Source organism: Dysosmobacter acutus (assembly GCF_018919205.1).
GTDB lineage: Bacteria > Bacillota > Clostridia > Oscillospirales > Oscillospiraceae > Oscillibacter > Oscillibacter acutus.
The window spans coordinates 1,789,526-1,815,658 of the sequence record NZ_JAHLQN010000001.1; the positions used below are offsets into that span (position 1 = coordinate 1,789,526).

Annotated in this window: 27 protein-coding genes; 16 read left to right on the forward strand and 11 right to left on the reverse strand. The window is 57.8% G+C overall.

Annotated features, from left to right (window positions below; all coding sequences use genetic code 11):
- Positions 1–454: 454 nt before the first annotated feature.
- Positions 455–892 carry a DUF3795 domain-containing protein gene (locus KQI82_RS08630; protein WP_216632386.1) on the reverse strand — a complete coding sequence of 146 codons (438 nt, stop codon included), beginning with the start codon at positions 890–892 and terminating at the stop codon, positions 455–457.
- Between the two features lie 223 nt (positions 893–1,115).
- Here KQI82_RS08630 and yfmF point away from each other — a divergent pair, with 223 nt between their 5' ends.
- From yfmF to folD, 4 genes are read left to right on the forward strand one after another with little or no spacing between them, the layout of a single operon-like run.
- On the forward strand, positions 1,116–2,378 hold the full coding sequence (yfmF, locus tag KQI82_RS08635) for an EF-P 5-aminopentanol modification-associated protein YfmF (RefSeq protein WP_216632387.1): 1,263 nt from the start codon (positions 1,116–1,118) through the stop codon (positions 2,376–2,378).
- The gene (yfmH, locus tag KQI82_RS08640; RefSeq protein ID WP_216632388.1) at positions 2,375–3,646 is read left to right on the forward strand and encodes an EF-P 5-aminopentanol modification-associated protein YfmH; all 1,272 of its coding nucleotides are present in this window, start codon (positions 2,375–2,377) and stop codon (positions 3,644–3,646) included. Before yfmF ends, yfmH begins: the two co-directional genes overlap by 4 nt.
- 13 nt (positions 3,647–3,659) lie before the next feature.
- Positions 3,660–4,646: a prolipoprotein diacylglyceryl transferase gene (lgt, locus tag KQI82_RS08645; RefSeq protein WP_216632389.1), complete on the forward strand. Its 987-nt coding sequence runs from the start codon at positions 3,660–3,662 to the stop codon at positions 4,644–4,646.
- Complete coding sequence (folD, locus tag KQI82_RS08650) at positions 4,630–5,472, forward strand: bifunctional methylenetetrahydrofolate dehydrogenase/methenyltetrahydrofolate cyclohydrolase FolD (RefSeq protein WP_216632390.1); 843 nt, start codon at positions 4,630–4,632, stop codon at positions 5,470–5,472. Before lgt ends, folD begins: the two co-directional genes overlap by 17 nt.
- A 71-nt stretch (positions 5,473–5,543) precedes the next feature.
- Here folD and KQI82_RS08655 read toward each other — a convergent pair whose 3' ends face one another.
- From KQI82_RS08655 to KQI82_RS08680, 6 genes are all read right to left on the reverse strand, one after another.
- Positions 5,544–6,440: a C40 family peptidase gene (locus KQI82_RS08655; protein ID WP_216632391.1), complete on the reverse strand. Its 897-nt coding sequence runs from the start codon at positions 6,438–6,440 to the stop codon at positions 5,544–5,546.
- A 46-nt stretch (positions 6,441–6,486) separates the two neighbouring features.
- The gene (locus tag KQI82_RS08660) at positions 6,487–6,789 is read right to left on the reverse strand and encodes a hypothetical protein (protein WP_216632392.1); all 303 of its coding nucleotides are present in this window, start codon (positions 6,787–6,789) and stop codon (positions 6,487–6,489) included.
- Between the two features lie 210 nt (positions 6,790–6,999).
- Positions 7,000–7,245: an IreB family regulatory phosphoprotein gene (locus KQI82_RS08665; RefSeq protein WP_216632393.1), complete on the reverse strand. Its 246-nt coding sequence runs from the start codon at positions 7,243–7,245 to the stop codon at positions 7,000–7,002.
- 117 nt (positions 7,246–7,362) lie between these two features.
- Entirely contained in the window at positions 7,363–10,059 is a 2,697-nt protein-coding gene (gene pheT, locus KQI82_RS08670; protein ID WP_216632394.1) for a phenylalanine--tRNA ligase subunit beta, read from the reverse strand.
- Positions 10,060–10,074: 15 nt separating this feature from the next.
- Positions 10,075–11,100 carry a phenylalanine--tRNA ligase subunit alpha gene (pheS, locus tag KQI82_RS08675; protein ID WP_216632395.1) on the reverse strand — a complete coding sequence of 342 codons (1,026 nt, stop codon included), beginning with the start codon at positions 11,098–11,100 and terminating at the stop codon, positions 10,075–10,077.
- 478 nt (positions 11,101–11,578) lie between these two features.
- Positions 11,579–11,914, reverse strand: coding sequence for a helix-turn-helix domain-containing protein (locus KQI82_RS08680; RefSeq protein WP_216632396.1), 336 nt, complete (start codon positions 11,912–11,914; stop codon positions 11,579–11,581).
- A 142-nt stretch (positions 11,915–12,056) separates the two neighbouring features.
- Between KQI82_RS08680 and KQI82_RS08685 the strand changes: the two genes are divergently transcribed.
- Complete coding sequence (locus KQI82_RS08685) at positions 12,057–12,341, forward strand: hypothetical protein (RefSeq protein ID WP_216632397.1); 285 nt, start codon at positions 12,057–12,059, stop codon at positions 12,339–12,341.
- Between the two features lie 143 nt (positions 12,342–12,484).
- Positions 12,485–12,688 (forward strand): hypothetical protein, encoded by a 204-nt coding sequence (locus KQI82_RS08690; protein WP_216632398.1) that lies wholly within the window; start codon positions 12,485–12,487, stop codon positions 12,686–12,688.
- Positions 12,689–12,956: 268 nt separating this feature from the next.
- Here the strand turns inward: KQI82_RS08690 and KQI82_RS08695 are convergent, their stop codons facing one another.
- Positions 12,957–13,934 carry an IseA DL-endopeptidase inhibitor family protein gene (locus tag KQI82_RS08695; RefSeq protein ID WP_216632399.1) on the reverse strand — a complete coding sequence of 326 codons (978 nt, stop codon included), beginning with the start codon at positions 13,932–13,934 and terminating at the stop codon, positions 12,957–12,959.
- Between the two features lie 150 nt (positions 13,935–14,084).
- On the opposite strand from KQI82_RS08695, the gene KQI82_RS08700 reads away from it, so the two are divergent.
- The 7 genes from KQI82_RS08700 to nrdR all read left to right on the forward strand — a co-directional run bounded on the left by KQI82_RS08700 (position 14,085) and on the right by nrdR (position 19,896).
- On the forward strand, positions 14,085–15,623 hold the full coding sequence (locus KQI82_RS08700) for an NAD(P)H-hydrate dehydratase (RefSeq protein ID WP_216632400.1): 1,539 nt from the start codon (positions 14,085–14,087) through the stop codon (positions 15,621–15,623).
- Between the two features lie 20 nt (positions 15,624–15,643).
- Entirely contained in the window at positions 15,644–16,258 is a 615-nt protein-coding gene (locus tag KQI82_RS08705) for a hypothetical protein (RefSeq protein WP_338148968.1), read from the forward strand.
- A gap of 33 nt (positions 16,259–16,291) precedes the next feature.
- Complete coding sequence (gene alr / locus KQI82_RS08710) at positions 16,292–17,476, forward strand: alanine racemase (RefSeq protein ID WP_338148969.1); 1,185 nt, start codon at positions 16,292–16,294, stop codon at positions 17,474–17,476.
- A gap of 173 nt (positions 17,477–17,649) precedes the next feature.
- Positions 17,650–18,018 carry a type II toxin-antitoxin system PemK/MazF family toxin gene (locus tag KQI82_RS08715; protein WP_243208587.1) on the forward strand — a complete coding sequence of 123 codons (369 nt, stop codon included), beginning with the start codon at positions 17,650–17,652 and terminating at the stop codon, positions 18,016–18,018.
- Positions 18,019–18,086: 68 nt separating this feature from the next.
- Positions 18,087–18,563, forward strand: a complete 477-nt coding sequence (locus tag KQI82_RS08720) for a hypothetical protein (RefSeq protein WP_216632401.1) — start codon at positions 18,087–18,089, stop codon at positions 18,561–18,563.
- A 144-nt stretch (positions 18,564–18,707) separates the two neighbouring features.
- On the forward strand, positions 18,708–19,232 hold the full coding sequence (locus tag KQI82_RS08725; RefSeq protein ID WP_216632402.1) for a hypothetical protein: 525 nt from the start codon (positions 18,708–18,710) through the stop codon (positions 19,230–19,232).
- Between the two features lie 208 nt (positions 19,233–19,440).
- The gene (nrdR, locus tag KQI82_RS08730; RefSeq protein ID WP_216632403.1) at positions 19,441–19,896 is read left to right on the forward strand and encodes a transcriptional regulator NrdR; all 456 of its coding nucleotides are present in this window, start codon (positions 19,441–19,443) and stop codon (positions 19,894–19,896) included.
- Here nrdR and KQI82_RS08735 read toward each other — a convergent pair.
- Together KQI82_RS08735 and KQI82_RS08740 are read right to left on the reverse strand one after the other, a co-directional pair.
- Complete coding sequence (locus KQI82_RS08735; RefSeq protein WP_216632404.1) at positions 19,871–20,272, reverse strand: DUF4363 family protein; 402 nt, start codon at positions 20,270–20,272, stop codon at positions 19,871–19,873. The two genes, nrdR and KQI82_RS08735, sit on opposite strands and share 26 nt — an antisense overlap.
- Positions 20,273–20,953, reverse strand: coding sequence for a DUF421 domain-containing protein (locus KQI82_RS08740; RefSeq protein WP_216632405.1), 681 nt, complete (start codon positions 20,951–20,953; stop codon positions 20,273–20,275). It abuts the gene before it with no gap.
- A gap of 342 nt (positions 20,954–21,295) precedes the next feature.
- Here KQI82_RS08740 and glmS point away from each other — a divergent pair, with 342 nt between their 5' ends.
- Positions 21,296–23,134, forward strand: a complete 1,839-nt coding sequence (gene glmS, locus KQI82_RS08745; protein WP_216632406.1) for a glutamine--fructose-6-phosphate transaminase (isomerizing) — start codon at positions 21,296–21,298, stop codon at positions 23,132–23,134.
- A 129-nt stretch (positions 23,135–23,263) separates the two neighbouring features.
- On the forward strand, positions 23,264–24,901 hold the full coding sequence (locus KQI82_RS08750; RefSeq protein ID WP_216632407.1) for a GH25 family lysozyme: 1,638 nt from the start codon (positions 23,264–23,266) through the stop codon (positions 24,899–24,901).
- Between the two features lie 47 nt (positions 24,902–24,948).
- Here KQI82_RS08750 and KQI82_RS08755 read toward each other — a convergent pair whose 3' ends face one another.
- Positions 24,949–25,410 (reverse strand): helix-turn-helix transcriptional regulator, encoded by a 462-nt coding sequence (locus tag KQI82_RS08755; RefSeq protein WP_216632408.1) that lies wholly within the window; start codon positions 25,408–25,410, stop codon positions 24,949–24,951.
- Between the two features lie 209 nt (positions 25,411–25,619).
- Between KQI82_RS08755 and KQI82_RS08760 the strand changes: the two genes are divergently transcribed.
- Positions 25,620–26,117 (forward strand): pyridoxamine 5'-phosphate oxidase family protein, encoded by a 498-nt coding sequence (locus tag KQI82_RS08760; RefSeq protein WP_216632409.1) that lies wholly within the window; start codon positions 25,620–25,622, stop codon positions 26,115–26,117.
- Positions 26,118–26,133: the final 16 nt, after the last annotated feature.

Here is a 26,133-nt window from a genome sequence, read left to right on the forward strand (position 1 = left end):
GAGGGCACACTTCAAGCTTTGGTGCACCGCATAGCTCTCCCACTCGGAGCCGCTCAGGATTCCAACGCAGGAGAGGTCTCTAAATTCCTGAACATTCATCCAAAGGCACAGAAGCTGTAAAATTGCTGTGAATAGGACGACCCACTTATGCCACGGCCGCTTCCAATAAGTAAAAGGTTCCGCTTGCCCCGTAGTCCGCACGAATCGCTCCCCCTTTCCGCAAGGCCTGCTTGCGAACTTTTATCTGTCGGTTTCGGCTCAACCGCATTTTGCGTTATGAAACGCCGGAAGCAATCCCCCAATCCGCAGCCGGCCAGCAATCCGCCCGGTATGATGGACTGTCATTTTACCATCGGGGCGGAGGGAGTTCAGGATGGGCTTAAATTACCGGGGGTGCTCCGTGCGCAAATCGGGTAAGGTGTTTCCCGCTGTTAAGCAAGGCCTGTGGACATGCTCAGACCGACGAACAGGAATCTGATGATATCATTTTTTCATGGCATTCGCTGCATTCCCTGTCGTGAATCGATATAACGCCGCCGCATTTTGGACAGGTGTATTTCTGTTTCTGCAGTTCCATAAACATTTCTAATCCGTACCGCCGGATAAATTCGCTATTGGCCATGAGACTTGTCTGATATCTTTTGTTATAACTTTTTTCGAGATTTTTTATCAGTTTACAGGGATAGCCGGAACATTCAAAGCAATAGGTCAACCCGTTTCCCTTGATGCAATCTTTTATCTTACAGGTACGACAGTGCTCCGGTTTTCCCGCATCGCCGTTCAGGCAACCGGCACAGGGCTTTTTGTGATAACAATGCTTATAGCAAACCATACAATTCATCCCGCAAGGAGCAAACATAGCTGACTGGATAGCTTCTTTTGGCATTTTCATGTCTGGTTCCTCTTATCAAATTTTGTTTTTCAATATGATGAATATCATTATAACATAATTATACTGAACTGTTATCCTCACGGCAAGTTTTAGAAACTGCCGGAGGTTTGCGGCCAACACTTTGCTGTAGCGGCAGCTTATTTGCCTCCCTCTTGCGGAATTGATTCAATAAGTGGTATACTATAATCTGTATGACGATTCCACAGAACAGGAGCTGAAAATTATGAGACGAATGGAGCTTGGACAGGGAGTGTATTTCACCTACCTGCCGTCCGATAAATTCAAGACCAGCTTTCTCTCCGCCCAGTTTGTGACGCCTCTGCGCGCTGAGACGGCGGCTTCCAATGCGCTGATCCCTGCGGTGCTGCGCCGGGGAACGGCCCGCTATCCGGATATGCAGAGCCTTTCCGCGGCGCTGGACCTGCTCTACGGCGCAAGAGTGGAATACACGGTGCGCAAAAAGGGCGAAAACCAGTGCGTGGGCTTTGTCTCCAGCTTCATCGACGACACCTACACGCCGGGCGGAGAGAAGCTGCTGGAGCCGGTGGCCGGGCTGATCGGGGAGATGATCCTGTCCCCCGCCACAAAGAACGGGCGGTTTATCCCCTCCTATGTGGAGGGGGAGAAGGCCAATCTGATCGACGCCATCCGGGGCATTGTCAACGATAAGCGGGACTATGCCGACCGCAGGCTGCTGCAGGAGATGTGCGCTGAGGAACCTTACGGCGTCAGCCGCTTTGGCGAGGAGAAGGATGTGGAGCGGATATCCCCGGCAAAGCTGAACGAAAGCTACCGCAGATTGATCGCCTCCAGCCGCCTGGAGCTCTTTTATATCGGCAGCGCCTCTTTGGAGCGGGTGCGCCTTGCACTGGAGGAGGCGCTTTCCACCCTGCCCCGGGAGGAGGTGGCGGAGCCGGCGGTGACCACCACCCGGCCAGCCCCGGAGGAACCCCGCTATGTGGCGGAGGAGATGGACGTGACCCAGGGGAAGCTCTCCATGGGCTTTCGCTGCGGCAGTGACGATACGCCCGCCATGCTGATAGCCAACGCCCTCTTTGGCGGCACCAGCAACTCCAAGCTGTTTCTCAACGTGCGGGAGAAGCTGTCGCTGTGCTACTTTGCAACCTCTCAGTATCACCGGAAGAAGAACCTGGTCACTGTGTCCTCCGGCATTGAGACGAAAAACTATCGCAAGGCCTACGACGAAATCATGGCACAGCTGAAGGCGGTGCAGCAGGGACAGCTGGAGGACTGGGAGGTAGAAGGCGCCAGAAGCACCATGACCAATGCCTTCCGCACCATGGAGGACTCCCAGGGCCGGCTGGAGGACTTCTATCTTGGACAGGCCGCCACCGGGCAGAGCGAGACGCCGGGAGACATGATCGCGGAGCTTGACGGCGTGACGATAGAGCGGATACTGGCCGCCGCCGCCCAAATCCGCCTGGACACGGTGTATTTCCTGAAGGGAAAGGAGCAAACGGCGTGAAGAAAACCAACTACGACCGCATCGGAGAGTCCGTTTACGAGACGACGCTGCCCAACGGGCTGAAGCTCTATGTGGTGCCCAAGGAGCACCATGCCAAGAGCTATGCCTTTTTTGCCACCCGCTACGGCGGCATGGACCTCCGGTTTTGCCGGGAAGGGCAGTGGCTGGACACCCCGGCGGGCATTGCCCACTACCTTGAGCATAAGATGTTTGACACCAAGGAGGGAAACGCCCTTCAGGAGCTGGCAAAAAACGGGGCGGAGCCGAACGCCTTCACCTCCAACGCCATCACGGCCTACTATTTTGACTCCACCAAGCACTTTGAAGAGAACCTGAAAATCCTGCTGTCCTTTGTGACCGTGCCATATTTCACCAAGGCCAGCGTGGCCAAGGAGCAGGGAATCATCGGCCAGGAGATCCGCATGATCGAGGACAACCCCGAATGGCAGGTCTACACCCGGATGATACAGTGCCTCTATGAAAAGAGCCCGGCGCGGGTGAGTGTGGCGGGCACGGTGGAGAGCATTTCCTACATCACCGCCGAAACGCTCTACGACTGCCATAAGGCCTTCTACACGCCCTCCAATATGGTTTTGTGCGTGGTGGGCAACGTGGATCCCCAGCGGATCATGGACCTCGTTTACCAGGAGCTGCCCGGCCGGGGAGCCGCGGCCCCCATTGAGCGGGATTACGGCGGAGCGGAGCCGGACGCGGTCGGCCAAAAGGAGACCGTGATGCGGATGGAGGTCTCCATGCCCATGTTCCTCAGCGGCTATCGCTGCACGCCGCCGCACAAGGGGGAGGAGCTCCGGGAGAGCATTGTGGGCGAGATCGCCTGCGACGTGCTGCTTGGTGACTCCAGCCCGCTCTATGCAAAGCTCTATGACAAGGGGCTGATCAACGGCACCTTTGGCGGCGCCTTTGAGATGCTGCCCGGCGCGGCCTATCTCTACGCCGGAGGAGACAGCAGGGACCCCGGGACTGTGGCGGAGAGAATCACGGAGGAGGCCGGTCGGCTGGTTCGGGAGGGAATCGACGAAACCTACTTCCAGCAGATCCGCAAGTCTACCTTCGGCTCCATGATCCGGTCCCTGAACTCCTTTGAGAACATCGCCATGCTGCTGTCGGAAGGGTATTTTAAGGGATACGACGCCTGCCGCTTTCCGGAGGTCTTTGACACCGTGGACCGGGAGGATATCATTCGTTTCCTGCGGGAGAACATTGTGGAGAGCCGACGGGCGCTGTCGATGATCCTGCCGAAGGACTAAGGAGGAACGCAAATTGACCGCATTAAAAGACATGCCCATCAGTTTTCCGGGACTTTTCGGGGACTGGGAATTTACCGCCAGTCCCAAAATGCTGAACATTGGCCACGGGGTGTACTGGTATGGGTTTCTGATCGCCCTGGGGCTGATGGTGGCGCTGTGGTTCTGCATGAAGCAGTCCAAACGCTTTGGAATCACGGAGGACAATGTGCTGGACCTGGTGCTCTGGGGCACGCCGGCGGGAATCTTGGGCGCCCGCCTCTACTATGTGATTTTTTACTGGTCCCTGTTCCAAAATGCCGACGGAAGCCCCAACTGGGGAAAGATCGTAGCCATTTGGGACGGCGGTCTGGCCATCTACGGCACGGTGATCGCCGCGTTTTTGACGGCGTTTGTCTACTGCCGGCACAAGAAGATCAAGCTGTGGGCCATGACCGACCTTTGCGTCATGGGCTTGCTGATCGGACAGGCCATCGGCCGCTGGGGCAATTTTATGAATCGGGAGGCCTTTGGCGCGGAGACGACACTGCCCTGGAGGATGCGACTTTGGACCAGCGCCTATCGGTATATCGAGGTGCACCCCACCTTTTTCTATGAGAGCCTGTGGAACGTGGTGGGGCTGCTCCTGATCTTTTTCGTAATCACAAAGGCACGGCGGTTTGACGGGGAAAACACCTGCTTCTATTTCCTGTGGTACGGCCTGGGCCGGCTGTGGATTGAGGGGCTGCGGACCGACAGCCTGTACCTATTTGACTGGATGCTCTTCGGCGAGCCCATCCGGGTGTCTCAGGCGCTGTCCCTTGTGGTGGCGATTCTGGCGGCGTTTTTCCTGGTCTACCACATCAGACTGCATCCCCATGATCCGGCGGATCTGATGGTAAACCGGGTGGCATCACAAAAGGCGGAGGCGAACACGGACTCTGGGGCAGATACGGCGGAACCGGCCCCGGAGGAGGAATCCCATGTCTCCGGAGAGGAGGATGCCGATGGCGATTTACATTGACGGAAAGGCGCTGGCCGCCAGGGAAAAGGAGCGGCTGATCGAAGAGGCGAAGAAGCTGCCCCGAAAGCCGGGGCTGGCCGTGATCCTGGTCGGGGACGATCCCGCCTCCCGGGTATATGTGAACAATAAGGAAAAGGACTGTGCCCAGTGCGGCTTTCTCAGCCGGGAGTACCTGCTGGCGGAACAGACGCAGGAGGAGACGCTGCTGGAACTAATCCATGAACTCAACCAATGCGGGGAGATCGATGGCGTTCTGGTCCAGCTGCCCCTGCCCAGGCAGATCAGCGAACAGCGGGTCATCGAGGCCATTGCCCAGGACAAGGACGTGGATGCCTTCCATCCGGCCAATGTGGGGCGCATGATGATCGGTGACCCCTATTTTCTGCCCTGCACCCCGGCGGGAATCATGGAGATGTTCCACGCCTACGGCATTTCCGTGGCCGGCAAGCGGTGCGTGGTGGTGGGCCGCAGCAACATTGTGGGCAAGCCCATGGCTCAGCTGCTGATTCAAAATGACGGTACCGTAACCACCTGCCACACCAAGACCAAAAACCTCTCTGAAATTACCAGACAGGCGGATATCCTTGTGTCGGCCGCCGGACAGAGGAACCTCATCACCGGCGACATGGTCAAAGAGGGCGTGGTGGTCATCGATGTGGCCATGAACCGAAACGAAGAGGGGAAGTTCTGCGGTGATGTGAACTTTGCCGAGGTTTCCGCCAAGGCCTCCTATATCACTCCGGTGCCCGGCGGCGTAGGCCCCATGACCCGGGTGATCCTGCTGCGCAACATCCTCACCGCGGCCCAGCGCCATCTGGCCAAATAGAAACTTATCATATCAAGATAAAAGCTCCTCCCGAAACCGGGAGGAGCTTTTTAATATGTATTCTGTTCTGATCAGCCCAAGCGCTTTGCGCCCACATAGTAGGTGTTGTAGTAGTCGTCGTAAAGGCTGCTGATGATGACCCCGCCGCTTCTGGAGGAGGAGGAGTGAATGAACTGCCCGTCGCCGATGTAGATGCCGGCGTGGGAGCAGGCCTTGCCGTTGGAGCGGCTGGGATCGCAGAAGAACACCAGATCGCCGGGCTGAATCTCGCTGCGGGACACCTTGGTGCCGGAGGAGGACTGCCACTGGCCGGTTGCGGTGTGGGGCAGGGAATAGCCGTACTGCTGGTAGACATACATGGTGAAGCCGGAGCAGTCAAAGCCGCTGGGGGAGGCGCCGCCGTAGACATAGCGGGTGCCCAGGTACTGCTTGGCGGTGGACACCACCTTTTTGCCCATCTCGCTGCCGGAGGAGGAGTCGGTGGTCAGGTCCACAAAATCGCTGCGGACATAGCCGGTGGTGCCGTACTTGCAGGTGACGCTGTACCAGCCGCCGGTGAAGCCGTTTACCGTGAGATAGGTGTCCTTGGAGAGGGCGGCGGCCACATCGCTGTCGGTGGAAGCCGCCGCGCGGACATTTACGCCGTCGCTGTTGATCCGGCCATAGGAGGTGAACACGCCGTCCTGATCCTCAATTAAGTAGTCGGCGGACACATAGCCGGTGTAGCCTTCAAAGCTGACCTTGTACCAGCCGTCCAGCTTAGCAAGGATGGAAACCGCCACGCCCTTGTCCAGATAGGTGATGGTGGTGGAGGAAGTGCTGGGTTCCGAGCGGAGCCGCAGGGAAGAACCCGTGGTGGCGCCGACGCCGATTCCAATGTCGGCGGCCAGAGCGGATACTGCCAAACATGCCGTCATAATGGCGGAAACAATCAAAACTTTGGTGGCCTTTCCTGCGAAACGTCTCATCTTCTCTTACGCTTCCTTTCAACTTTTGTATAGATTGGGAGTGAAGTTACTTGCCGCTCAGCGCACGCTCCAGCCAGATGGCGGCAACGTCCATTGCGGCGTAGAGGCTGTCTTTTTCGCTCTTTTTGACAACCCGGTCACGGGATTTCAAATCGGGATCGGTCAGCTGCAGCTGGACGGAGACCTTTGTGGCCACATCCAGATCCTGCTCCTTTTTGCTTTCCAGAACCTGCATCATGATGATATATTTATCGGCCATGGAGCCATAGTAAATCAGATTGTCCACCCGGCGGAGCGGATGCCCTTTGTACATAAGACCTTCCTGCTTGGCGGTTTTGCTTTCTGCCATTGTTACACCTCGCTTTAAAATTGTAACCAAATTGTAACAGGTTTTTTCCGATTTGTCAATTCTATGTTGCCTGTTTTTTACCGTCATTTTCACGGAATCGAAGGAGAAAGATTTGAGAATATGACGAAAAAGAAAAGATCCCGCAGTGCTTGAAAAAGGCACTCTTGTAACCTTTCCCCAAACACTGCGGGATTACTCTGATTCAATTTGCTACTGCCCCAGATATTTGCGGACCAGAACCTGCAGCAGCTCATCCCGGTCGATTTTTCGGATCAGCGTGCGCGCGTGGTTGTGATTGGTGATATAGGTGGGGTCCTCGGACAGGATATAGCCGACGATCTGATTGATGGGGTTGTAGCCCTTTTCCTCCAACGCCCGATAGACAGTGGAGAGAATCTCGTGGATTTGTTCGTCACGCTCCTCCACAAGGTTGAATTTGCGGGTAAAGTCGTCCATACAGACACCACCTTTTCTCTGTTTGCTGTGCGGATATGCCAAAAATACTGTCCTTAGTATACTCGTTTTTCTCAATTCTGTAAAGGGGAAAAGCAAAAACTTCGCCGGTTCGGCCGCTCAGCGCAAAACAGCGTCCAACTCCGCCTTAAGCAGATCAAGGATGCTCTGCACATCCTCGTCCGCCTCCTGGGCGGTCAGGTTCCGCTGGTCGGAGCGCAGCTGCAGGTTGAAGGCCACGCTCTTAAAGCCCTCGGCGACGCCCTTGCCGGTGTAGATGTCGAACAGGGACACATCCTTCAAAAGGCCCTTGGCGCCCCGGCGGATGCAGTCCTCCAACTGGCCGACGGTGATCTCCCGGCGGCAAACCACAGCGATGTCCCGGGTGACGGAGGGGTACTTGGGCAGCGGCGTGTAGATGGGATCGGCGCCCTTGTGGGCATAGAGGGCGTTGAAGCTCAGCTCAGCGGCGTAGACCTCCATGTCCATGCCGTAGTTTACGGCCACGCCGGGATGAATCTGGCCAAAGACGCCGATGACCTCTCCGTCCACGCTGACCTGGGCGCATCGTCCGGGGTGATAGGAGGGGTTATCCCGCACAGCGGTGTAAACCGCTCCGCTGATGCGCAGGCCGCTGAGGACGGCCTCCACGGCACCCTTGAGATGGAAGAAGTCGCAGCCCTCTCCATAGGCGCCTAAGGAGAGCACCTTGGGCTCGTCGGCCATGCCGCTGCCGTCGTTTTTGGCAAAGTAGACCCGGCCCAGCTCATAGAGCCGCGCGGATTTGTTGCGGAAGCTGTAGTTCCGGGCCAGAATCTCCAGCATGGAGGGCAACGTGGTGGTGCGCATGATGGAGGTGTCCTCGCCCAGGGGGTTGAGAATTCGCATGGAGCTGCGCAGCGGGGAGTCGGCGGGGAGGTTGATCTTATCGTAATAGGTGGGGCTGATGAAGGAGTAGGTGATGATTTCGCTGTAGCCCAGGGTGCGGCACATCGCGCCCACTGAGCGCTCGGCGTTCTGGACGGGACTGTAGCCGCCCCGGATGGTGGCGCCCCGCATCAGCGTGGTGGGAATCCGGTTGTAGCCATAGAACCGGGCCACTTCCTCGGCGATGTCGGAGTAATGCTCCACATCGCTGCGCCAGGAGGGCACGCGGATGAGGTCGCCCTCCAGTTCAAAGCCCAGGCTCAGCAGGATGCGGCGCATCTCCTCCTTGTTCACGTCGGTGCCAAGAAGAGCGTTGATCTTCTCAGGTTCCAGGCGGACGGTGACGGGATAGGAGTCCTTTGCGATCACGTCCATGACGCCGTCCACCACCTCTCCGGCTCCCAAGAGCTCCACCAGCTCACAGGCGCGCTGCACGGCCTTCATGGTGTTCATGGGGTCCAGTCCCTTTTCGTAACGGGCCGACGCGTCGGTGCGCATGCCAAGGGCGGTGGCGGTGCGGCGGACGGAGGCACCGTTGAAATTGGCGGATTCAAAGAGCACCTGAGCCGTGTCGCCCACGATTTCAGAATTGGCGCCGCCCATCACGCCCGCCACGCAGACGGGCCGGTGCTCGTCGCAGATGCACAGCATGGAGGTGGTCAGTTTGCGCTCGTTGCCGTCCAAGGTCTGGATGGTCTCACCCTCCCGGGCGGTGCGTACGATGATTTTACCGCCCTCCACGCAGGAGAAGTCAAAGGCGTGCATGGGCTGGCCGTATTCCAGCATCACATAGTTTGTGATGTCCACGATGTTGTTGATGGGCCGCACGCCGCTGTTGCGCAGCCGCTGGCGCATCCACTTGGGGGAGGGGGCGATTTTTACGTTTTTCACCATCCGGGCGGTGTAGCGGGGGCAGAGGTCGCCGTCCTCGATTTCTATGTCCACCAGGTCCGCGATGCTGCCGCCGCAGCCCCGGATTTCCGGGGTGTGGAGCCGGAGCTCGCGGTCAAAGGTGACGGAGGATTCCCGGGCCAGGCCGATGACGGAAAGGCAGTCGGGGCGGTTGGGGGTGATCTCGAACTCCACCACCTGGTCGTCCGCGCCCATGACGATGCGGATGTCGTCGCCGGGCTTCACATCCTCCTCCTGAAGCACCCAGATGCCGTCTTCGATGCAGTGGGGGAACTCCTCCTGCTGGGCATGGAGGTCGGAAAGGGTACAGATACGGTCCCTGGCCGTGTCGTAGGCCACCAGATCGCCCTTGTGGAGGTTCTGGCAGTCGGTATCGACCATGGCGGTGGCGTCGTTGATATCCAGAACGACATGATAGGAGTAATCCGGCTGTGCGGCAGCTTCCAGTATTTTTGCAGCCACCACTTTGCCGAAAATCTTGTAACCGGGCTGAACGTCTGCCGGGATGGAGGGCTTTTCCTTGTCCAGAGGGTGATAGTCGTTCAAAAGCGCGGCGGGACGGATCACCGCATAGGGGAAGTCGTGGGCCGCGGTGAGTCCCAGTTCTTTCAAAGAGCACAGCATGCCGCAGGACGCCACGCCCCGAAGCTTGCCCTTTTCGATCCTGACGCCGCCGGGCAGCAGAGCCTTGTGCCTGGCCACAGGCACAAGGTCGCCCTCGTGGATGTTCCAAGCGCCGGTGACGATCTGGACGGATTCAGCCTCGCCCACGTCAATCTGGCAGACCCACATGTGGTCGGAGTCGGGATGGCGCTCCATCCGGAGGATTCGGCCAACCACTACGTTCTGAATCTCCGCGCCCAGGTCCTCCGTGACCTCCACCTTGGAACCGGAGAGAGTCATCGCCTCGGCGAACTCCCGTTCGCCGATGTCCCGGACGTCGACGAATTCATTGAGCCATTCTCTGGATAACTTCATTTCTCTCTCCTCCTTTTAAAACTGCTTCAAAAACCGCATGTCGTTTTCGAAGATCAGCCTGAGATCGCTGATCTTGAACCGGCCCATGGCCATCCGCTCCAGGCCCATGCCGAAGGCAAAGCCGGAGTAGACGTCCGGGTCCACATTGCAGCCAAGCAGCACCTTGGGATGGACCATGCCGGCGCCCAGCACCTCGATCCATCCCTCGCCCTTGCAGGTGGGGCAGCCCTTGCCGCCGCACTTGTGGCACTGCATGTCCATTTCACAGGAGGGCTCGGTGAAGGGGAAGTGGTGGGGGCGGAAGCGGGTGACGGTGTTCTCGCCGTAGATGGCGCGGATCACCGTGTTCAGCGTGCCCTTCAGATCCGCCATGGTGATGCCCTTGTCCACCACAAGACCCTCGATCTGATGGAACATGGGGGAGTGGGTGGCGTCCACCTCGTCCTTGCGGTAGACCCGGCCGGGGACGATGACCCGGATGGGGAGGGGCAGAGTCTCCATGGCCCGGATCTGCATGGGGGAGGTCTGGGTGCGCAGAAGGGCCTTGGAGTCGTTGTCAAAATAGAAGGTGTCGGACCACTCCCGGGCGGGGTGGTCGTCCGGTGTGTTGAGCCTGGTGAAGTTGTAGTCGGACTGCTCCACCTCAGGGCCGTCTAAAATCTGAAAGCCCATGCCGATGAAGATGTCCTTGATCTCGTCCAACACCTGATACATGGGGTGGGCGTGGCCCATCTCCTGGTGAGCGCCGGGGATGGTGACGTCCACCGTCTCCTGCTCCAGCCGGTCGGCCAGCGCCTGACGCTCCAGCGCCGCGGACTGCTGTTCGATGGCGGCCTCCACAGCGGAGCGGACGTCGTTGGCCAACTGGCCGATGATGGGCCGCTCCTCGGCGGCCAGCTTGCCCATCTGCTTCAGGACAGCGGTCAGCTCACCTTTTTTGCCCAGGTACTGCACCCGCAGCGTTTCCAGGTCAGCGGCGGCCCGGGTGGCGGAGATGGACGATAGCGCAAGGTTTCGGATCTGCTCCAATTGCTGCTTCATATTGACACTCCTCTTAACGCTCCGCAGCGGACTGCGGAAAAACTGATGATAAACTGCTTGGACGGCGGGAAAAGCTAAAAAATAAAAGCCCTCCGCCCAATCAAAAATTGGGACGAAAGGCCATCTTCCGCGGTACCACCCAAATTCACGCAGGATGACTGCGCGCACTTGCCGCCCGGATAACGGAGGGCATTCCGGCCGTGTCTCCACGGCGGCTCCCGGGCGAACCAAGCAGCACGTCCCAGGCCGGCTTGCAGCCGGTGACCGGCCCTCTCTGAAGGACGTATGTTCCGCTATTTTCCCGTTCATAGCTGATATCAAATATCACTTATAACATAAAAAAAAGAGAAATGCAAGGAGAAAATTCAAAACAGTCCCTGCTGGCGTAAATATCAACATTTATTTACGAACATCCACAAACTATTTTTAAAGTTTTATGAACAAGAAAAAGGTGGGGTTTCAAGCATACCTTTACGAACTATTGGTTATTTATATCATGGAAATATTTATATCTCTTAACTACATCTAATATAAATCGTTTCCCCCTGTCATCAAAAGAAGTAATTAAAGATAATACTTCTTTTGATATACTATTATCATTTGCATTTATATTATCATATAGTAAGCTGTCTACTGTTACACCTAAAGCATTTGCAATATCAACGAGCGTTTCAAGACTTGGCTTTCCCTCTCCACGCTCTATTTGACCGATAAAGTTAATACTTTTGTCCGTTCTTTCCGCTAACTTTTCCAATGTTAATCTTTGCATAAGCCGCTCATCTCTTATGCGTTTCCCTAACAAAACATAATTCATTTAATCACCTCTGCATTATTTTATGGTGATTACAGACGTTATAAAACAAAGTATAAGATTAAAAAATATTGACTAAAAGATTAAAATATGCTATATTGTAGGAAACGCAGTCGAAAAATAAAAAAATGAGGAGTGGCGCAAAATGGGATTTATATTACCAATAATAGGTGGACTTGTTCTTTATGGCTTTATTTCTTTCTGTGTGAAATTGCCGGGAAAAGGATTAAATGCACAGTTTGTCGAACTGGGAAATCTTAAAGGAAAATCGTTTAAAGAAATTACTGACAAAGTTGGTATGCCGAGCAGTATATCGTCAATGGGAGATGGTACGACACTAAAGCAATGGATGGCCACTGGATACCATATTGCACTCGAATTTGATGAAAATGATATTTGCTTAGGAATATCATCTGAAACGTCAGTATAATCTTAATTTACGAAAGCGGCTTGCATATCAAATGCAAGCCGCTTTTCTTCCTTCAGACGGAAAGTGTAGAGCTCTGGAATGTCTGGCTGTCGGGGTATTGGGCGTATGAGGACAGACCCTACATTCATAAAAAGACAGTCCGCATGGATGAGTTGACCGTTGCCCACATTAAGGAAATCAACGATGCGGAGACCTGGAACAACAAAAATCAAAACCGGCCATCATTCTACTGCTTAGAGATTATTCGATATATCGGGTATTTCGGGGATAGACGCATAGATGCAGAGCCGACCATTTTTTCAAGAGCTGCCTCCTCGTGGGGGCAGCCCTTTTACGCCTTTGAATGAATAAATCACATCAGCTTCTGCTGACCCCGCTTCGGGAATGCAAAAGGGAATTAGAGGTTAACCGCTTCGGCGAAGGCCGATTCACCACGCCTGAAAGCAATATTTATCCACAGCAGGGATATTCAACAATCCTCCGGGAGTGACCATCCGACAAAACGGCCCCGCCGGATGCCGGACGGGCGATACGTCTAAAAAAGGGAAAAGGCGCCCTGCAAAGGCGCCTTTTGGAAAAATTGACTGCGGCAAACAGACGCCGGTGAGACGGAAATCAGGCGGCGTTGCTGGCAGCACTGGCTATGGCGGCCTGGGCATAGGCGTCGGCGATGAGGTCCAGCACCGCCCGCTCCTCCTCATTTTTGGGGCTGTAAGAGTCCACCAGGTCCTTGAAGGACTCCTGCTCCGGTGGAGTGAGCCGATAGACTCCGTTGTAGCCGATAATGGGGGCCACCCGGGTTTGCCAGGCGGAGCATAGCTGGGCCAGCGTGGCCATCATTGCCTCCGGCGCCTCTAAGAACCGCTGGAACAGAAGGTCGCCTGGCGCCTCGGAGTAGGCGCCGTCGGCCTTCAGAAGATAGCAGCACAACTGCAGGTCGGTGTAGTCTGCAAAGTCTGTGGAGTGGAAGGTATCCGCGTCATAGGAAAAGGTGAACACGGTGTCCGCCTTCAAATCCAAGTCGTCGGAAGGGCAGAAGTCCGGAAAGCACCAGCGCCCATCCTTGTACTCATAGGTGAGCACCCGCTGGGACAGTCCGGCGGTGAGCTGAGGCGGATTGAAGTCATCCCAGGCGTAGAAGGTCACCGTCACCTTCCAGGTCCCATCCTCGGACCGGACGGCCTCCGCCCGCTTATCCAGCAGATAGAGATTGAATCCTCTGCCGCCCTCGGCACAGTAGAGCTTCCCGTCGATCTCCCGATAGGTGCCTTCAGAGAGCAGCCGATCCGTCAGATCATCGGAAAAAAGCGTTTTTAGATGCGCGCTTAAATCGCTCAGGGTAGTAAACCCGGGCTGATCCACCATCCGGTATTCACGGCCGGCCACCGCTGCCGCGTCGCCGGTGCAGGGCATGGTGGCCAGGTTGAACCAATCGTATGCCTCACAGGCGTCGTCATAGGCGGCAAGCACCTCCGATGCCGTAACAGTGGGCGTTTCTCCGGAGGAAGCGCCGCTCTGGGCAGGGGGCTGCGCACCGCAGGCGGACAGGAACAGAAGGACCAGGGACAGCAAAAGCCCGCTTTTGCATGTCATGAGAAACACCTCATTTCTTCTCTATAGTATAGGATCAGCAAAGCGGCGCGTCAACAACAATCCGGTGACAGGACTTTGCAAAGGCCCCGCAATATGGTATACTCCCGAATCATACGGATAAGCTGTCAGATGACTTGGGAGGTGCTTACTGTGCTGATCGCAACAACCGCGCAGATGAGGGAATTGGACCGCGCTGCCATTGAGGAGTGGAAGATCCCTTCCACAGAGCTGATGGAGCGGGCGGCGGAGGGAGTGGCGGAGGCTGTCCTGAAGGAGTTGAAGGGGCGGCCGGGCAAGTCCGCGGCCTCCATTTTCTGCGGCACGGGAAACAACGGCGGAGACGGCATTGCCGCCGCCCGGCTGCTTGCCCGCTCCGGCATGCAGGTGCGGGTTTTCCTGGTGGGCGGCTATGAGAAGATGACGGAGGATGCAAAGGAGATGACCCGGCGTCTCAGCGACGCGGGGGTGAATCTGGAGCAGTGGCGCCCGGACGCGGAGCTCTGTCAATTTGTGCGCCGCAGTCAGGTGATCGTGGACGCGCTCTTCGGCGTGGGCCTTTCCCGCCCCATCCGGGATCCGGTGCTCGTTGAGCTGGTTGAGCGGATCAACCGCGCAGAGGCCCTGGTGGTATCGGCTGACATTGCCAGCGGAGTGGAGGCGGACACGGGACGGATTCTTGGAACGGCGGTACATGCCGACAGGACAGTTGCCTTTACAATGCCAAAGGCCGGGCATTTTGCGGGAGAAGGGAAGCTCTGTACTGGACGGCTCCAGATCTGGGACATCGGGATTCCACCCGCGCTTATCAGGCAGGGGACCTATTGGACCCAGAGCATTGACGCAGACTATGTGAGCGCGGTTCTGCCCCGGCGCAAGCCGGACGGCCACAAGGGCGCCTTTGGAAAGGCCTCCCTGATAGCGGGGAGCGTGGGGTATACCGGCGCGCCCGTGCTTGCGGCGAAGGCGGCGGTGCGGACGGGCTGCGGTCTGGTGACCCTTGGGGTCCCGGAGAGCATCTACGCCATTACAGCTGGAAAATGCGACGAGCCCATGCCCTATCCACTCCCCGATACAAAAGGACAGTTTAGCAAAAAGGCTTTACAGAGCTTTCGGCAAAGAGCCTCCGGGAGCGACGCTGTGCTGATCGGTCCGGGTGTGGGCCGCGCTCCGGAGGCGGCCTGGCTGATGCGCAGCCTCCTTGAGGAGCTCAGTGTGCCAGTGGTGGTGGACGCCGACGGCATAAATGCACTGGAGGGCCATATAGATGTACTGGATCGCCGGAAGGGCAGGGTGACGGTGCTCACGCCCCATGACGGGGAGTTTGCCCGGGTGGGAGGAGATTTGAGCGGCGGCGACCGATTGGGCACCGCCCGGGAGTTTGCCCGGGCCCACGGCTGTTATCTGGTGCTCAAGGGCCACGCCACGGTGATTGCCTCGCCGGAGGGGACGGCGCTGATCAACACCACCGGGAACTCCGGCATGGCAAAAGGAGGCAGCGGAGACGTGCTGGCGGGGATGATCGTCTCCCTCCTGGCCCAGGGGGCCGGACCCATGGCCGCCGCCGCAGCGGCGGTGTGGCTCCATGGGAGGGCGGGGGACCTGGCCGCCCAGGCACTGACGGAGTATGCCATGACGCCTCAGGATATGATTGGCCGTATTTCCGCCGCCTTCCAAAGCATCCGAATCTGAAAATTGAAGGGGGAGACCGTGTGCGCAGGCTGATGCTGCTTTTTTGCGCACAAATGATGCTGGTTCTCTGTGCGTGCGGCGCCGCGCCGGAGGAAGAGGAAAGTCTGCTGGAGCGCTACCGCGCGGCGGACAGCTTTACCATGGAGGCGCAAATCACCTTTGGATCGGAAGAGCAGGTCCAGTCCTATACCCTGCGCTGCGCATGTGACAGCGATGGCACCGGCCAGGTGGAGGTGGTGGAACCGGAGTACCTGGCCGGACTGAAAGCCTCCGTGGAGGGAGAGAATCTGACGCTGACCTACGCGGACATGGTGCTGCCGGCCGGGACGCTGAGCAGCGAGGAACTCTCCCCCGCCATGGCGCTTCCGCTGCTGATGCGCTCTCTCCGGGAGGGCTGGCTGATAGAGGAGAGCCGGGAGGACTGGGGAGAGACGCCCTGCGTGCGGGTCTGCTGCGATCTTACCGGGGAAAACGGAGGAAAGCTGGTGTCCACCGTCTGGCTCAGTGTGGAAAGCGGTGCGCCGGTCCATGGGGAAATTGCGGTGGATGAGGAAATAATTTTACAAGCGGAGTTTACGGATTTTGCATTCGGTGGTACAATAGAACAGGAATTGACACAGCAGGAAGCGTCGTAGGATGCGGCGCCCTTCGGATCAGAGCAAGGGGAAATGGAAACGATGGAAAAAACGCTCAGGCGCACGTGGGCGGAGATCAATCTGGACCACTTGGCATACAACTATCAGGCGCTGCGCCGTCAGGCCGGGCCTCGGGCAAAATTTCTTGGCGTGGTCAAGGCGGACGCCTATGGGCACGGCGCCGTGCACGTGGCCCGGAAGCTGGAGCAGATAGGCGCGGATTATCTGGCCGTATCCAACGTGGAAGAGGCGGAGGAGCTGCGCCAGGGGGAAATCCATCTGCCGATCCTTGTGCTGGGGTATACCCCGGCGGAGATGACCTCCGTGCTGATCGCGCACGACGTGGCTCAGGATGTGCCGTCCCTTGAGATGGCCCGGGCCTATTCCAAAGAGGCCTCGGCGGCGGGCGGCACTCTCAGAGTACACCTGAAGGTAGACACCGGCATGGGCCGGCTTGGCTTCCAGTGCGATGAGGCCCACTTTGAGCGCAGCCTGAATGAGATATTGCAGGCGGTGGAGCTGCCGGGCCTGGAGTGGGAAGGCATCTTCATGCACTTTTGCGTGGCCGACGAGCCGGAGCGCGCCGATCACCGGGCCTTTACCGAACTCCAGTTTAAGCGCTTCCGCCAGATGGCGGAGGAGGTGGAGCGCCGCGCCGGCATGCGCTTTCCCATCCACCACTGCGCCAACAGCGGAGCCACGGCCTACTATCCGGAATTTGCCTGGGATATGGTGCGGCCCGGCATTTTGCTCTACGGCACGGGCCAGGTCTCCCGGGACCTGGGACTGAAGCCGGTGATGGCGCTGAAGACCGCCGTGGGGCAGGTGAAGGAGTTTGAGCCCGACACCTCCGTCAGCTATGGGCGGACCTACTTTACGGGCCGGGGCATCAGCCGCATCGGCGTTCTGCCCATCGGATACGCCGACGGGTTTTTCCGCTGCCTCTCCAACCGCTGGCAGGTACTGACCAGGGAGGGAGAGGCGCCCATCCGGGGCCGGATCTGCATGGACATGTGCATGGCCGACCTGACGGATCTGCCGGGGGTGGGCCCGGGAGACGAGGTGGAGGTGTTCGGCGAACACAACTCCGTGGACCGTATGGCGGAATTAGCGGGCACCATCACCTATGAGCTGCTGTGCGCGGTGTCCAGGCGGGTTCCAAGAGTCTATCTTGAGGACGGCAGGGCCGTCGAGCGAAGCCTGATGATGCAGCTTTAACACAAGTGAATCAAGCACTCTGTCCGGGGCCCGCGCATAGAATGACTCGGGGTCTGGGAACGCTGGAATTTTCAACAGCCAAAGTATAAATTCCGCGGATGCGTGGGAGAATGAGAGTGGCCTCATTCCTGCTGGGGAATGACGGGTACTTCTTTCGGCGGAGTGTGAACTTTGTGGATACAAGCGTAAAGCGCGGCGACATTTATTACGCCGACCTCAGCCCGGTGGTAGGCAGTGAGCAGGGAGGCGTCCGTCCGGTTCTGATCATTCAAAATGACACGGGCAACCGGTACAGCCCCACTGTGATCGCGGCTGCGATCACCTCACAGACGGGAAAAGCCAGACTGCCCACCCACATTGAACTTTCTGCTGCCCGTTCCGGCTTGACCCGGGATTCGGTGGTGCTTCTGGAGCAGGTCCGTACGCTGGATAAGCGCAGGCTGCGGGAGAAGATGGGAAAGGCCGACGATGCGGTGATGGAGCAGATCGATACGGCGATAGCGGTGAGTTTTGGTCTGCAGCAGCACGACCAACTGGTATAGAGCCGAGCGCCGCGAAAAAGAATACATACTCTTTTTCGCGGCGCCTTACAAAAGAAAGGGAGATCGCCATGAAGAAAAACAACTGGATATTTCGCGCGGTGTGCATGACCATCGCCAGCCTGATTTTGACGGCAACCGTTTCAGTGGCCGCGGACGTGGGCTCCTCCGAGGACCCGCTGGTGACGCTCAGCTATCTGAATGATACATATTTCAACGCCATCCTCAGCAGGGTGGACAGCAAGATCGCCGCTCAGGGCGGAGGCGGCACAGCAGGCACAGCCTCCACCTTCACCCTGGTGACGCTGAGCAGCGGCCAGACGCTCAGGGGCGGCATTGGCTGTGAGGTCATGCTGCGGGTGGGGACAGCCACCTGCTCCGCCTCCTCCACGCCGGGCCTTATCGACACAACCGATGCCACCACGCTGAATAACGGCGGCGCCCTGGTGAAGAACCATGTGTATATGATGACCATTGAAGACCGGGGCGTGAAGGCCACGGCGGCCACGGTCAAACTGATGGTCCGGGGCGAATACACCATAAAGTAACCGTATAGAAAAGGGCGTTCGTGCATAGACATAGCACGGACGCTCTGTTTTTATTTCTCCGCACCGCCGGGAGGCGGAGAACCGGCTGCATTCGAACCATATGCAAAAAGAGCCGGGCTATGTTCTGTATGGGAGGTGAGGTCCATGGAAACCTATCCGCTGTATCTGGACGGGACCCTCTTGGGTAAGCTGATCTGCCGCCGGGACGGGTTGTATCTGACCTTTGAGGTCTACTGCTTTCGTCCCGACAATGGGCTCTACCGCGCATATGCGGTGGGGGAGCGGGGGGAACTGACGTTAGGGGTGATGGAGCCAAGGGGCGAGGACCTGTACCTGGCCCGGCGGCTTTCCTGCCGCGAGGCGGAGGCGGCGGGGCCGCTGCGCTGCTGTGAGGCCCGGGCCGTCCTGCCGCGGGCGGAGGAGGGATGGAGGCCCCTGGAGCATCCGGAGGACTTTTTCCGCTCGGGCTTTTTCAAGGGCCAGCTCCGGGATGTGGAGGGGGCGCTGTGGCGGGAGAGGGATGGGGGGCGGCAGCTGGCGCTTCCCTTTGACAGCCGCAGGCCGTTTTTGCTGACGGAGCTCTTTTGCTTTGCCAGGATCCGCCTCCTCCAGGGCAGGCAGTATGCTGTCTTCACCTTTGACCGGCAGGATCAGCCTGTCATTTTATGAATGTCCGGGCCTGCTGCCCGCAAGCGGCCGATGCGGAGGCCGTTATGCCCGCCGCTCCGCGCATGGAGAGAAAAAATTTGATTTATGTATACCACTCTCTGTAGTGATGTGATATAATGCCGATAGCTGTATCTGGTGGATATCCCGGCTATCGATCTTTGACAAAAAAGAAAATTATGGATGCGCAAGATACGAAAGGATGAGGAAGATGAATTGTCCCTATTGTGGTTATGGAGAGAGCAAGGTGATCGACTCCCGTCCAGCGGACGAGGGAAACAGCATCCGCCGCCGCAGGGAGTGCCTCTCCTGCGTCAAGCGCTTCACCACCTATGAAACGGTGGAGAGTCTGCCCATGGTGGTCATCAAAAAGGATGGCAGCCGGCAGAGCTTTGACCGGAGAAAGGTCCTGGGCGGCATGATGCGGGCCTGTGAAAAGCGGCCTGTCTCCATGGCGCAGTTAGAACAGATCGCGGAGGAAATCGAGCAGAATCTGCAAAACTCCCTGGAGCGGGAGATCAGCACGGAACTGATCGGCGAGCAGGTCATGGACCGGCTCAAGACGGTGGATGAGGTGGCCTATGTCCGCTTTGCTTCCGTATACCGCCAGTTCAAGGACATCAACACCTTTATGAGCGAGCTCAATAAGCTGCTGGAAAATAAGTGAGCACATTTTTGGCGCTGAGCTGTTCCATCTCCGCAAGCAGGGCAAGCTGCGAACGCAGGTCCTGGGATTCGGTGAGAAAGTCGCTCAGCTCCTCCCGTGCCGCAAGAGCGGCTGCGCGCAGGAAGAGGGTTTCGGCCTGATCCAGTTCTCCGTGGCGCTCCACGATGTGGAGATAGGTCTGCTTTGCACCCCACTGCTGATAGCACTCCTCCACCGCGCGCCGCGCTCCGTCCCAGTCCCCCTGAAGGGCGCTGTCCTCCGCCTGGAGCAGCAGGGCGTCCCATTGACCCACGGCCTTGCTGACCAGAGCGCCGTTGAGAAGCGAGAACGTCAGGATCAGTGCCAGCAGAGAGACGGGGACCCAAAGTGATTTCATTTAATTGTCCTCCTTTGGAATGCAGCAGACCGTACCCTCCTGGTCCAACGTGAGAAGAAAGACCTGGGAGGGGTTTCGGAGCTTGTGCTTTTTCAATTCCTTGTGCAGCCAGTTGGCGCTTTTCCCGCAGGCGTTCAGGTTTGTGGTCATCACCCGGCCGTCGTTGATCAGGATCACTGGCAGCGTGGCCCGGCTTGCCGGCGTGATTCCCATATCCCGTGGCGTCACCGGGGCGTTGGCCGGATAGGGGAGAACCGAAAGCTGACCCGAATTTTCCAAAATGGCGTATTTTACGGTGGATAAATCGCCGATTCCCTGGCCCCGGAGCTCCTCTATCAGTTCGTCCAGCGTAAATCGGTTCTTGCGCAGCACGTCCTGGCAGATGCGGCCGTCTTCAATTAAGATGGCGGGCGTTCCGCAGACAAAGGCGCGGAAGCGGAGACTTTTCAAAGAGCAGTAGGAGAACAGGGTGGAGAGGGCCAGGAGCGTCAGAATGGGGATGACTCCGGCCAGCAGGGGAATCCCGAAATCCTGCATGGGTACGGTGGCCAGATCGGAGATCATCATGGTCAGAGCCAGCTCCGCCGGTTCCAGCTGGCCGATCTGCCGCTTTCCGGTCAGGCGCAGCCCCAGCATAATCATCAGATACAGAATCACCGTTCGTAAAAATGCGGTTGACATAGCGAATCCCTCCCGCATACAGTATCTGCGGGGAAACGGAAATTATCCCTGCGCCCGCGGTCAGGGCGGAGGGCTGCATACGCAGAAAAGAAAGGAGGAACATGGGTCCGTCCCATCAAAAGCGCCATGTGCCTGTTCTGAGAAGTCAGAGGCAGGATAACGAGGAAAAGAGTGTATCGAGAATTCGGCGGATGCTCTTTCGTACCGTCCACGGGTGCGTTACGCAGCTGACAAATATGCGGGTGACTGCAAAACAAAGAGGCTGCGGCCGTGAGGAAGCGACAAATGTCTGCGCGTTTGTCCTGTATGACCGAATATCATTCAGGAGGAGTTCAGAATTTTATGTGTGGAATTATCGGATATGTGGGCGGCGAGCAGGTGGCGCCCATTTTGCTTCAGGGCCTGCGGCGCATGGAGTACCGCGGCTATGACTCGGCCGGCGTGGCCATCTGCTCCGCTCAGAAGGGGCTGCAGGTGAAAAAGACCAAGGGCCGCATCCAGGCTCTATCGGACATGGTCCACGGCGGCAGCGACCTGGAGGGGACGGTGGGCATCGGCCACACCCGCTGGGCCACCCACGGAGAGCCGTCCAATGTCAACGCCCACCCCCATGTCAGCGAGTCGGGCAAATTTGCCCTGGTGCACAACGGCATCATTGAAAACTATATGGAGATCAAGGAGGTGCTTCAGAAAAAAGGCGTCCAATTCACCTCGGACACGGACTCCGAGGTGGTGGCCCAGCTGCTGGAGTACTTTTATCAGGAGTCCGGGGATATGTTGGAGGCGGTCTCCCGCGTGTTGGGGCGGATCCAGGGGTCCTACGGATTCGCCATTCTCTGTGAAGAGGACCCGGATACCATGATCACCGCCCGGAAGGACAGTCCCCTGATCTTAGGCTATGGCGACGGGTTCAACTTCGTGGCCTCCGACGTGACGGCCATGATCCAGTACACCCGGGATATCAGCTACATGGAGGACGGGGAGATCGCCGTTTTGACCCGGGATGAAATCCAGGTGTACAATTCACTGCTGGAGCCGGTGGAAAAGCAGCACAGCTATGTGGACTGGGAAATCTCCGCAGCCGAGAAAGGCGGATACCCTCACTTCATGCTCAAGGAGATTATGGAGCAGCCCGAGGCCTTCCGCAAGGCGGTGTTCCCCCGCATTAAGGACGGCCGTGTGGTGTTGGAGGACCTTCACATCACGCCGGAGTACATCCGGAACATCCAGAAAATCGACATCATCGCCTGTGGGTCCTCCTATCATGTGGGCATGGTGGGCAAATACAACCTGGAGCGGCTTTTGCGAAAGAGCGTGGAGGTGGTGCTGGCTTCAGAGTTCCGCTACTGCGACCCTCTGGTGGATGAACACACCCTGGTCATTGTCATCAGCCAGTCCGGCGAGACGCTGGACACCATGGCCGCCATGCGGGAGGCAAAGCGCCTGGGCGCCCGCACGCTGTCCATTGTCAACGTGGTGGGTTCCTCCATCGCCAAGGAGTCCGACGACGTGCTCTACACCTGGGCCGGGCCGGAGATCGCGGTGGCCACCACCAAGGCCTACTCCACCCAGCTGGCGGTGCTGGACCTGGTGGGGCTCTATTTTGCCGACATCCTTGGCACCATTGAGGCGGAGGAGTATCGGGCCATCGTCAAGGAGATGCTGTGCCTTCCCGCCAAGATGGAGGAGGTGCTGAACAAGACTGAGGATGTTCAGTATTTTGCCTCCCGGTACTTTAACCACGCCTCCGTGTTTTTCATCGGCCGAAACCTGGACTATGCCCTTGGGCTGGAGGGCTCGCTGAAGCTGAAGGAGATCTCCTACATCCACTCTGAGGCCTATGCCTCCGGCGAGCTGAAGCACGGCACCATCTCCCTCATTGAGCAGGGCACCCTGGTGGTGGCCCTTGGGACCTATGCGCCGCTGTTCGACAAGGCCATGAGCAATGTGGTGGAGGTCAAGGCAAGAGGGGCCGAGGTCCTGGCGCTGACCACGGAGAGCTTCCGGGAGAAGATGGAGAAAACGGCGGACAGCGTCCTGTGCATCCCGGATACCCATCGGATGCTCCAGCCCTCCTTGGGCGTTGTGCCGCTGCAGCTCTTCTCCTACTATGTGGCGCTGCAAAGAGGCTGCGACATCGATAAACCCCGGAACCTTGCAAAAAGTGTGACGGTGGAGTAAAAACAAGATCCGGAAAAGAGTCCATGTGGAATCCAGAAAAAGTTCCGCAAATGGCAGCCATTTGCGGAACTTTTTTGAGCTTGAGTTCGACAAAATACCAAAGAATTCGTACAAAGGAAAGGAACGGCTATGGGGAAGACACTACGGGTGACGATTGTGGGAGCGCTGTTGGCGGCACTGCTTTTGGGCAGCGCGCAGGCCAGCTTCACGGATACCGAGGGCCACTGGGCCTACAGTGCCATCAGCAAATGGAGCGAACAGTACGGGATCATCAAGGGATATGAAAACGGGACCTTCCAGCCCAACAGTTCCATCACCCGTGGGGCGTTTTCCGTTATTTTGGATCGGGTGATGCACTATCAGACCACCTCGGCGGCGGAGACCTTTACCGACACGCTGGGCACGTGGTGCGAGTCTGAGGTGCTGAAGCTGAACGCCGCCGGCGTCATGTTGGGCAATGAGGGAAGGGCGCTGATCTGGGACACCATCAGCCGCCAGGAGGCGGTGACCATGGTGGCCCGCGCCTTTGGGATTCCCGAGGCGGAAGAGGAGTCCGCCTATGCCGACGCTGGTCATATCTCCGACTTTGCCAAGGGATACGTGGCCGCCATGGCCCGCTATCTCACCGACACCGGGGAAAATCTTTTCCGGCCTCGTGATGCCATCACCCGGGCGGAGGTGGTCAGCCTGCTGGACAACATGGTCTCGGTCCTCTATCAGAAGTCGGGCTCCTATTCCGAGGAAGTGAACGGCAATTTGATGGTCAACGCGCCGGATGTGGTTCTTGCAAACATGCATATTGCGGGCGATCTGATCGTGGCGCCGGGAGCCACCACTGCCGTGACCATGAAAAACGTCTCAGTGGACGGGCACATCCGCAATTTCAGCAGCCATGAGGTGGCGGTGGACGATACACCCCAGGTTCCCGACACGCCTGTGACCCCGCCGAATCCGCCCGCGCCCACCGGGTCGGCCCTGACGCCCACCGGAAATGTCACCGGAGAGACCATCGCCTACAGCGGAAAGCAGATTCCGGTGCTTCAGGGAGTGAAGGCAAATGACTTGGACCAGAGCGGCTTCTACTGGGAAAACGGCCGGCTGAACTACGGCGCGGGCAACTACACGGCCCGCTTCGGCATCGACGTGTCCGCCTACCAGAACCGGGCCTGTCCCGACACCACCATCGACTGGGAGGCCGCTGCCGCGGACGGCGTGAATTTTGCCATGATCAGGGTGGGCCTGCGGGGCACCTCCAGCGGCAAGCTGAACGCGGACGCCTTCTATGCCAAGAACCTGGAAGGCGCTTATGCGGCGGGAATTGAGGCCGGAGCCTACTTCTTTGCCCAGGCCGTCACCGTGGAGGAGGCCATTGAAGAGGCGGACTTTGTCATCAGCCTGCTGGAAGGCCACAACGTCACCGGCCCTGTGGCCTACGACTGGGAGATGCACGACTCCTCTTACCGGGTCTACGGCACAGACCCCGGCGTGGCTTCCGCCTGCGCCCTGGCCTTCTGCGACCGGATTGCCCAGGCGGGTTACCAGCCCATGATCTATGTGGGCAACTACGTGGGCTACATCAAATACGGCGAGTACATGGACCAGCTGAGCAAGTACCCCCTGTGGTTTGCCGAGTACAAGACCACAGCGTCAGAAAAGCTCTACCCCACCTTCTACTATCAGCCCAACTACTGGCAGTATTCAAGCAGCGGCACAGTGGCCGGAATCACCGGCAACGTAGACTGCAACCTTCAGCTGATCCCCCGGTGAAAAGGATAGAGAAAGGCCCGTCGTTTTATACGCCGGGCCTTTCTTTTTCAGTTTGATTCGCCCCAGCGGATATCCTGAAGCAGCAGGAGGACCTGCTCAAATCCAATAAATACCATTCCGGATAAAAACGCCGCTACCCAGTACGGCAGGGCGTCTGAAAGGACAAAGTGCCAGCTTACCGTATCCGGCGATGAGGCGTATGATTGGCTTGCGGCGGATATACCAAGCAAAAGCCCCGCAACAAACAAAATCACCGCAACGGTCCGAAAACTGCGGGGAGAAGGGTTTCCCACGGACGCTCTTTTTTTGGCGGGTGGGTAGAGAAGGTCGTTGGGGCTGGTCTGGAGAACGTCGCTGATCCTTGTCAGCAGCTCCAGGTCCGGATAGGAGTTCCCGCGCTCCCAGCTTGAAACCGTTTGCCGGGTTACCGCCAGGCGGCCCGCCAGCGCCTCCTGGGAAAGACCGGAGCGCTTTCTCAGGCGCCTCAAATTGCTGCTGAAGTCTGACATGCAATACCCCCTTATAAGTTTTAAAAGAAGGGTACCACACCGCTTCATACCATGCAAGCAAAGATTCTTTGCCACTGGGAGATAATTGACTTTTTATTTCCCATATGGTATGATCCCGCTACTGAATTGAATGAAGACCACGGATGAAGTCCGGATTTTACTTAATACGCATGGATGAAAAGTCTGTTTTTGAAATGAGGTGCAATATAATGTTTCCTGAGCTGAGAAGAAAACGGCAGTCGTTGCCGCTGGAAGCGTGTGATGCGATCCTGAAAAGAGGGACCTCCGGGGTTTTGGCGCTGATCGGAGAAGAGGGGTATCCCTATGCCGTGCCGTTGAGTTATGTCTGGGATGGGGAGAAACTCTATTTCCACTGCGCGAAAAACGGACACAAGATGGATGCGATCCGGAGAGACCCCAGGGCATCCTTCTGTGTCATCGACCAGGACCAGGTGGTTCCGGAGGAGTACACCTCCTATTTCAGAAGCGTCATTGTGTTCGGTACCGTGCGCATTCTGGAGGAGGATGGGGAGAAGTGGGCCGCCGTCAAGAAAATCGCGCTCAAATACGCGCCGGATGACAGTGGGGAAAACCGGGAAGAGGTCATCAAGCGGGAGTGGAAGGCCCTTGGCATGCTGGAGCTGACTGTTGACCACATGACAGGCAAGGAAGCGATTGAGCTGGTGTCCGCAAAGGGAAATCAGTGATCTTACGACAATAAGA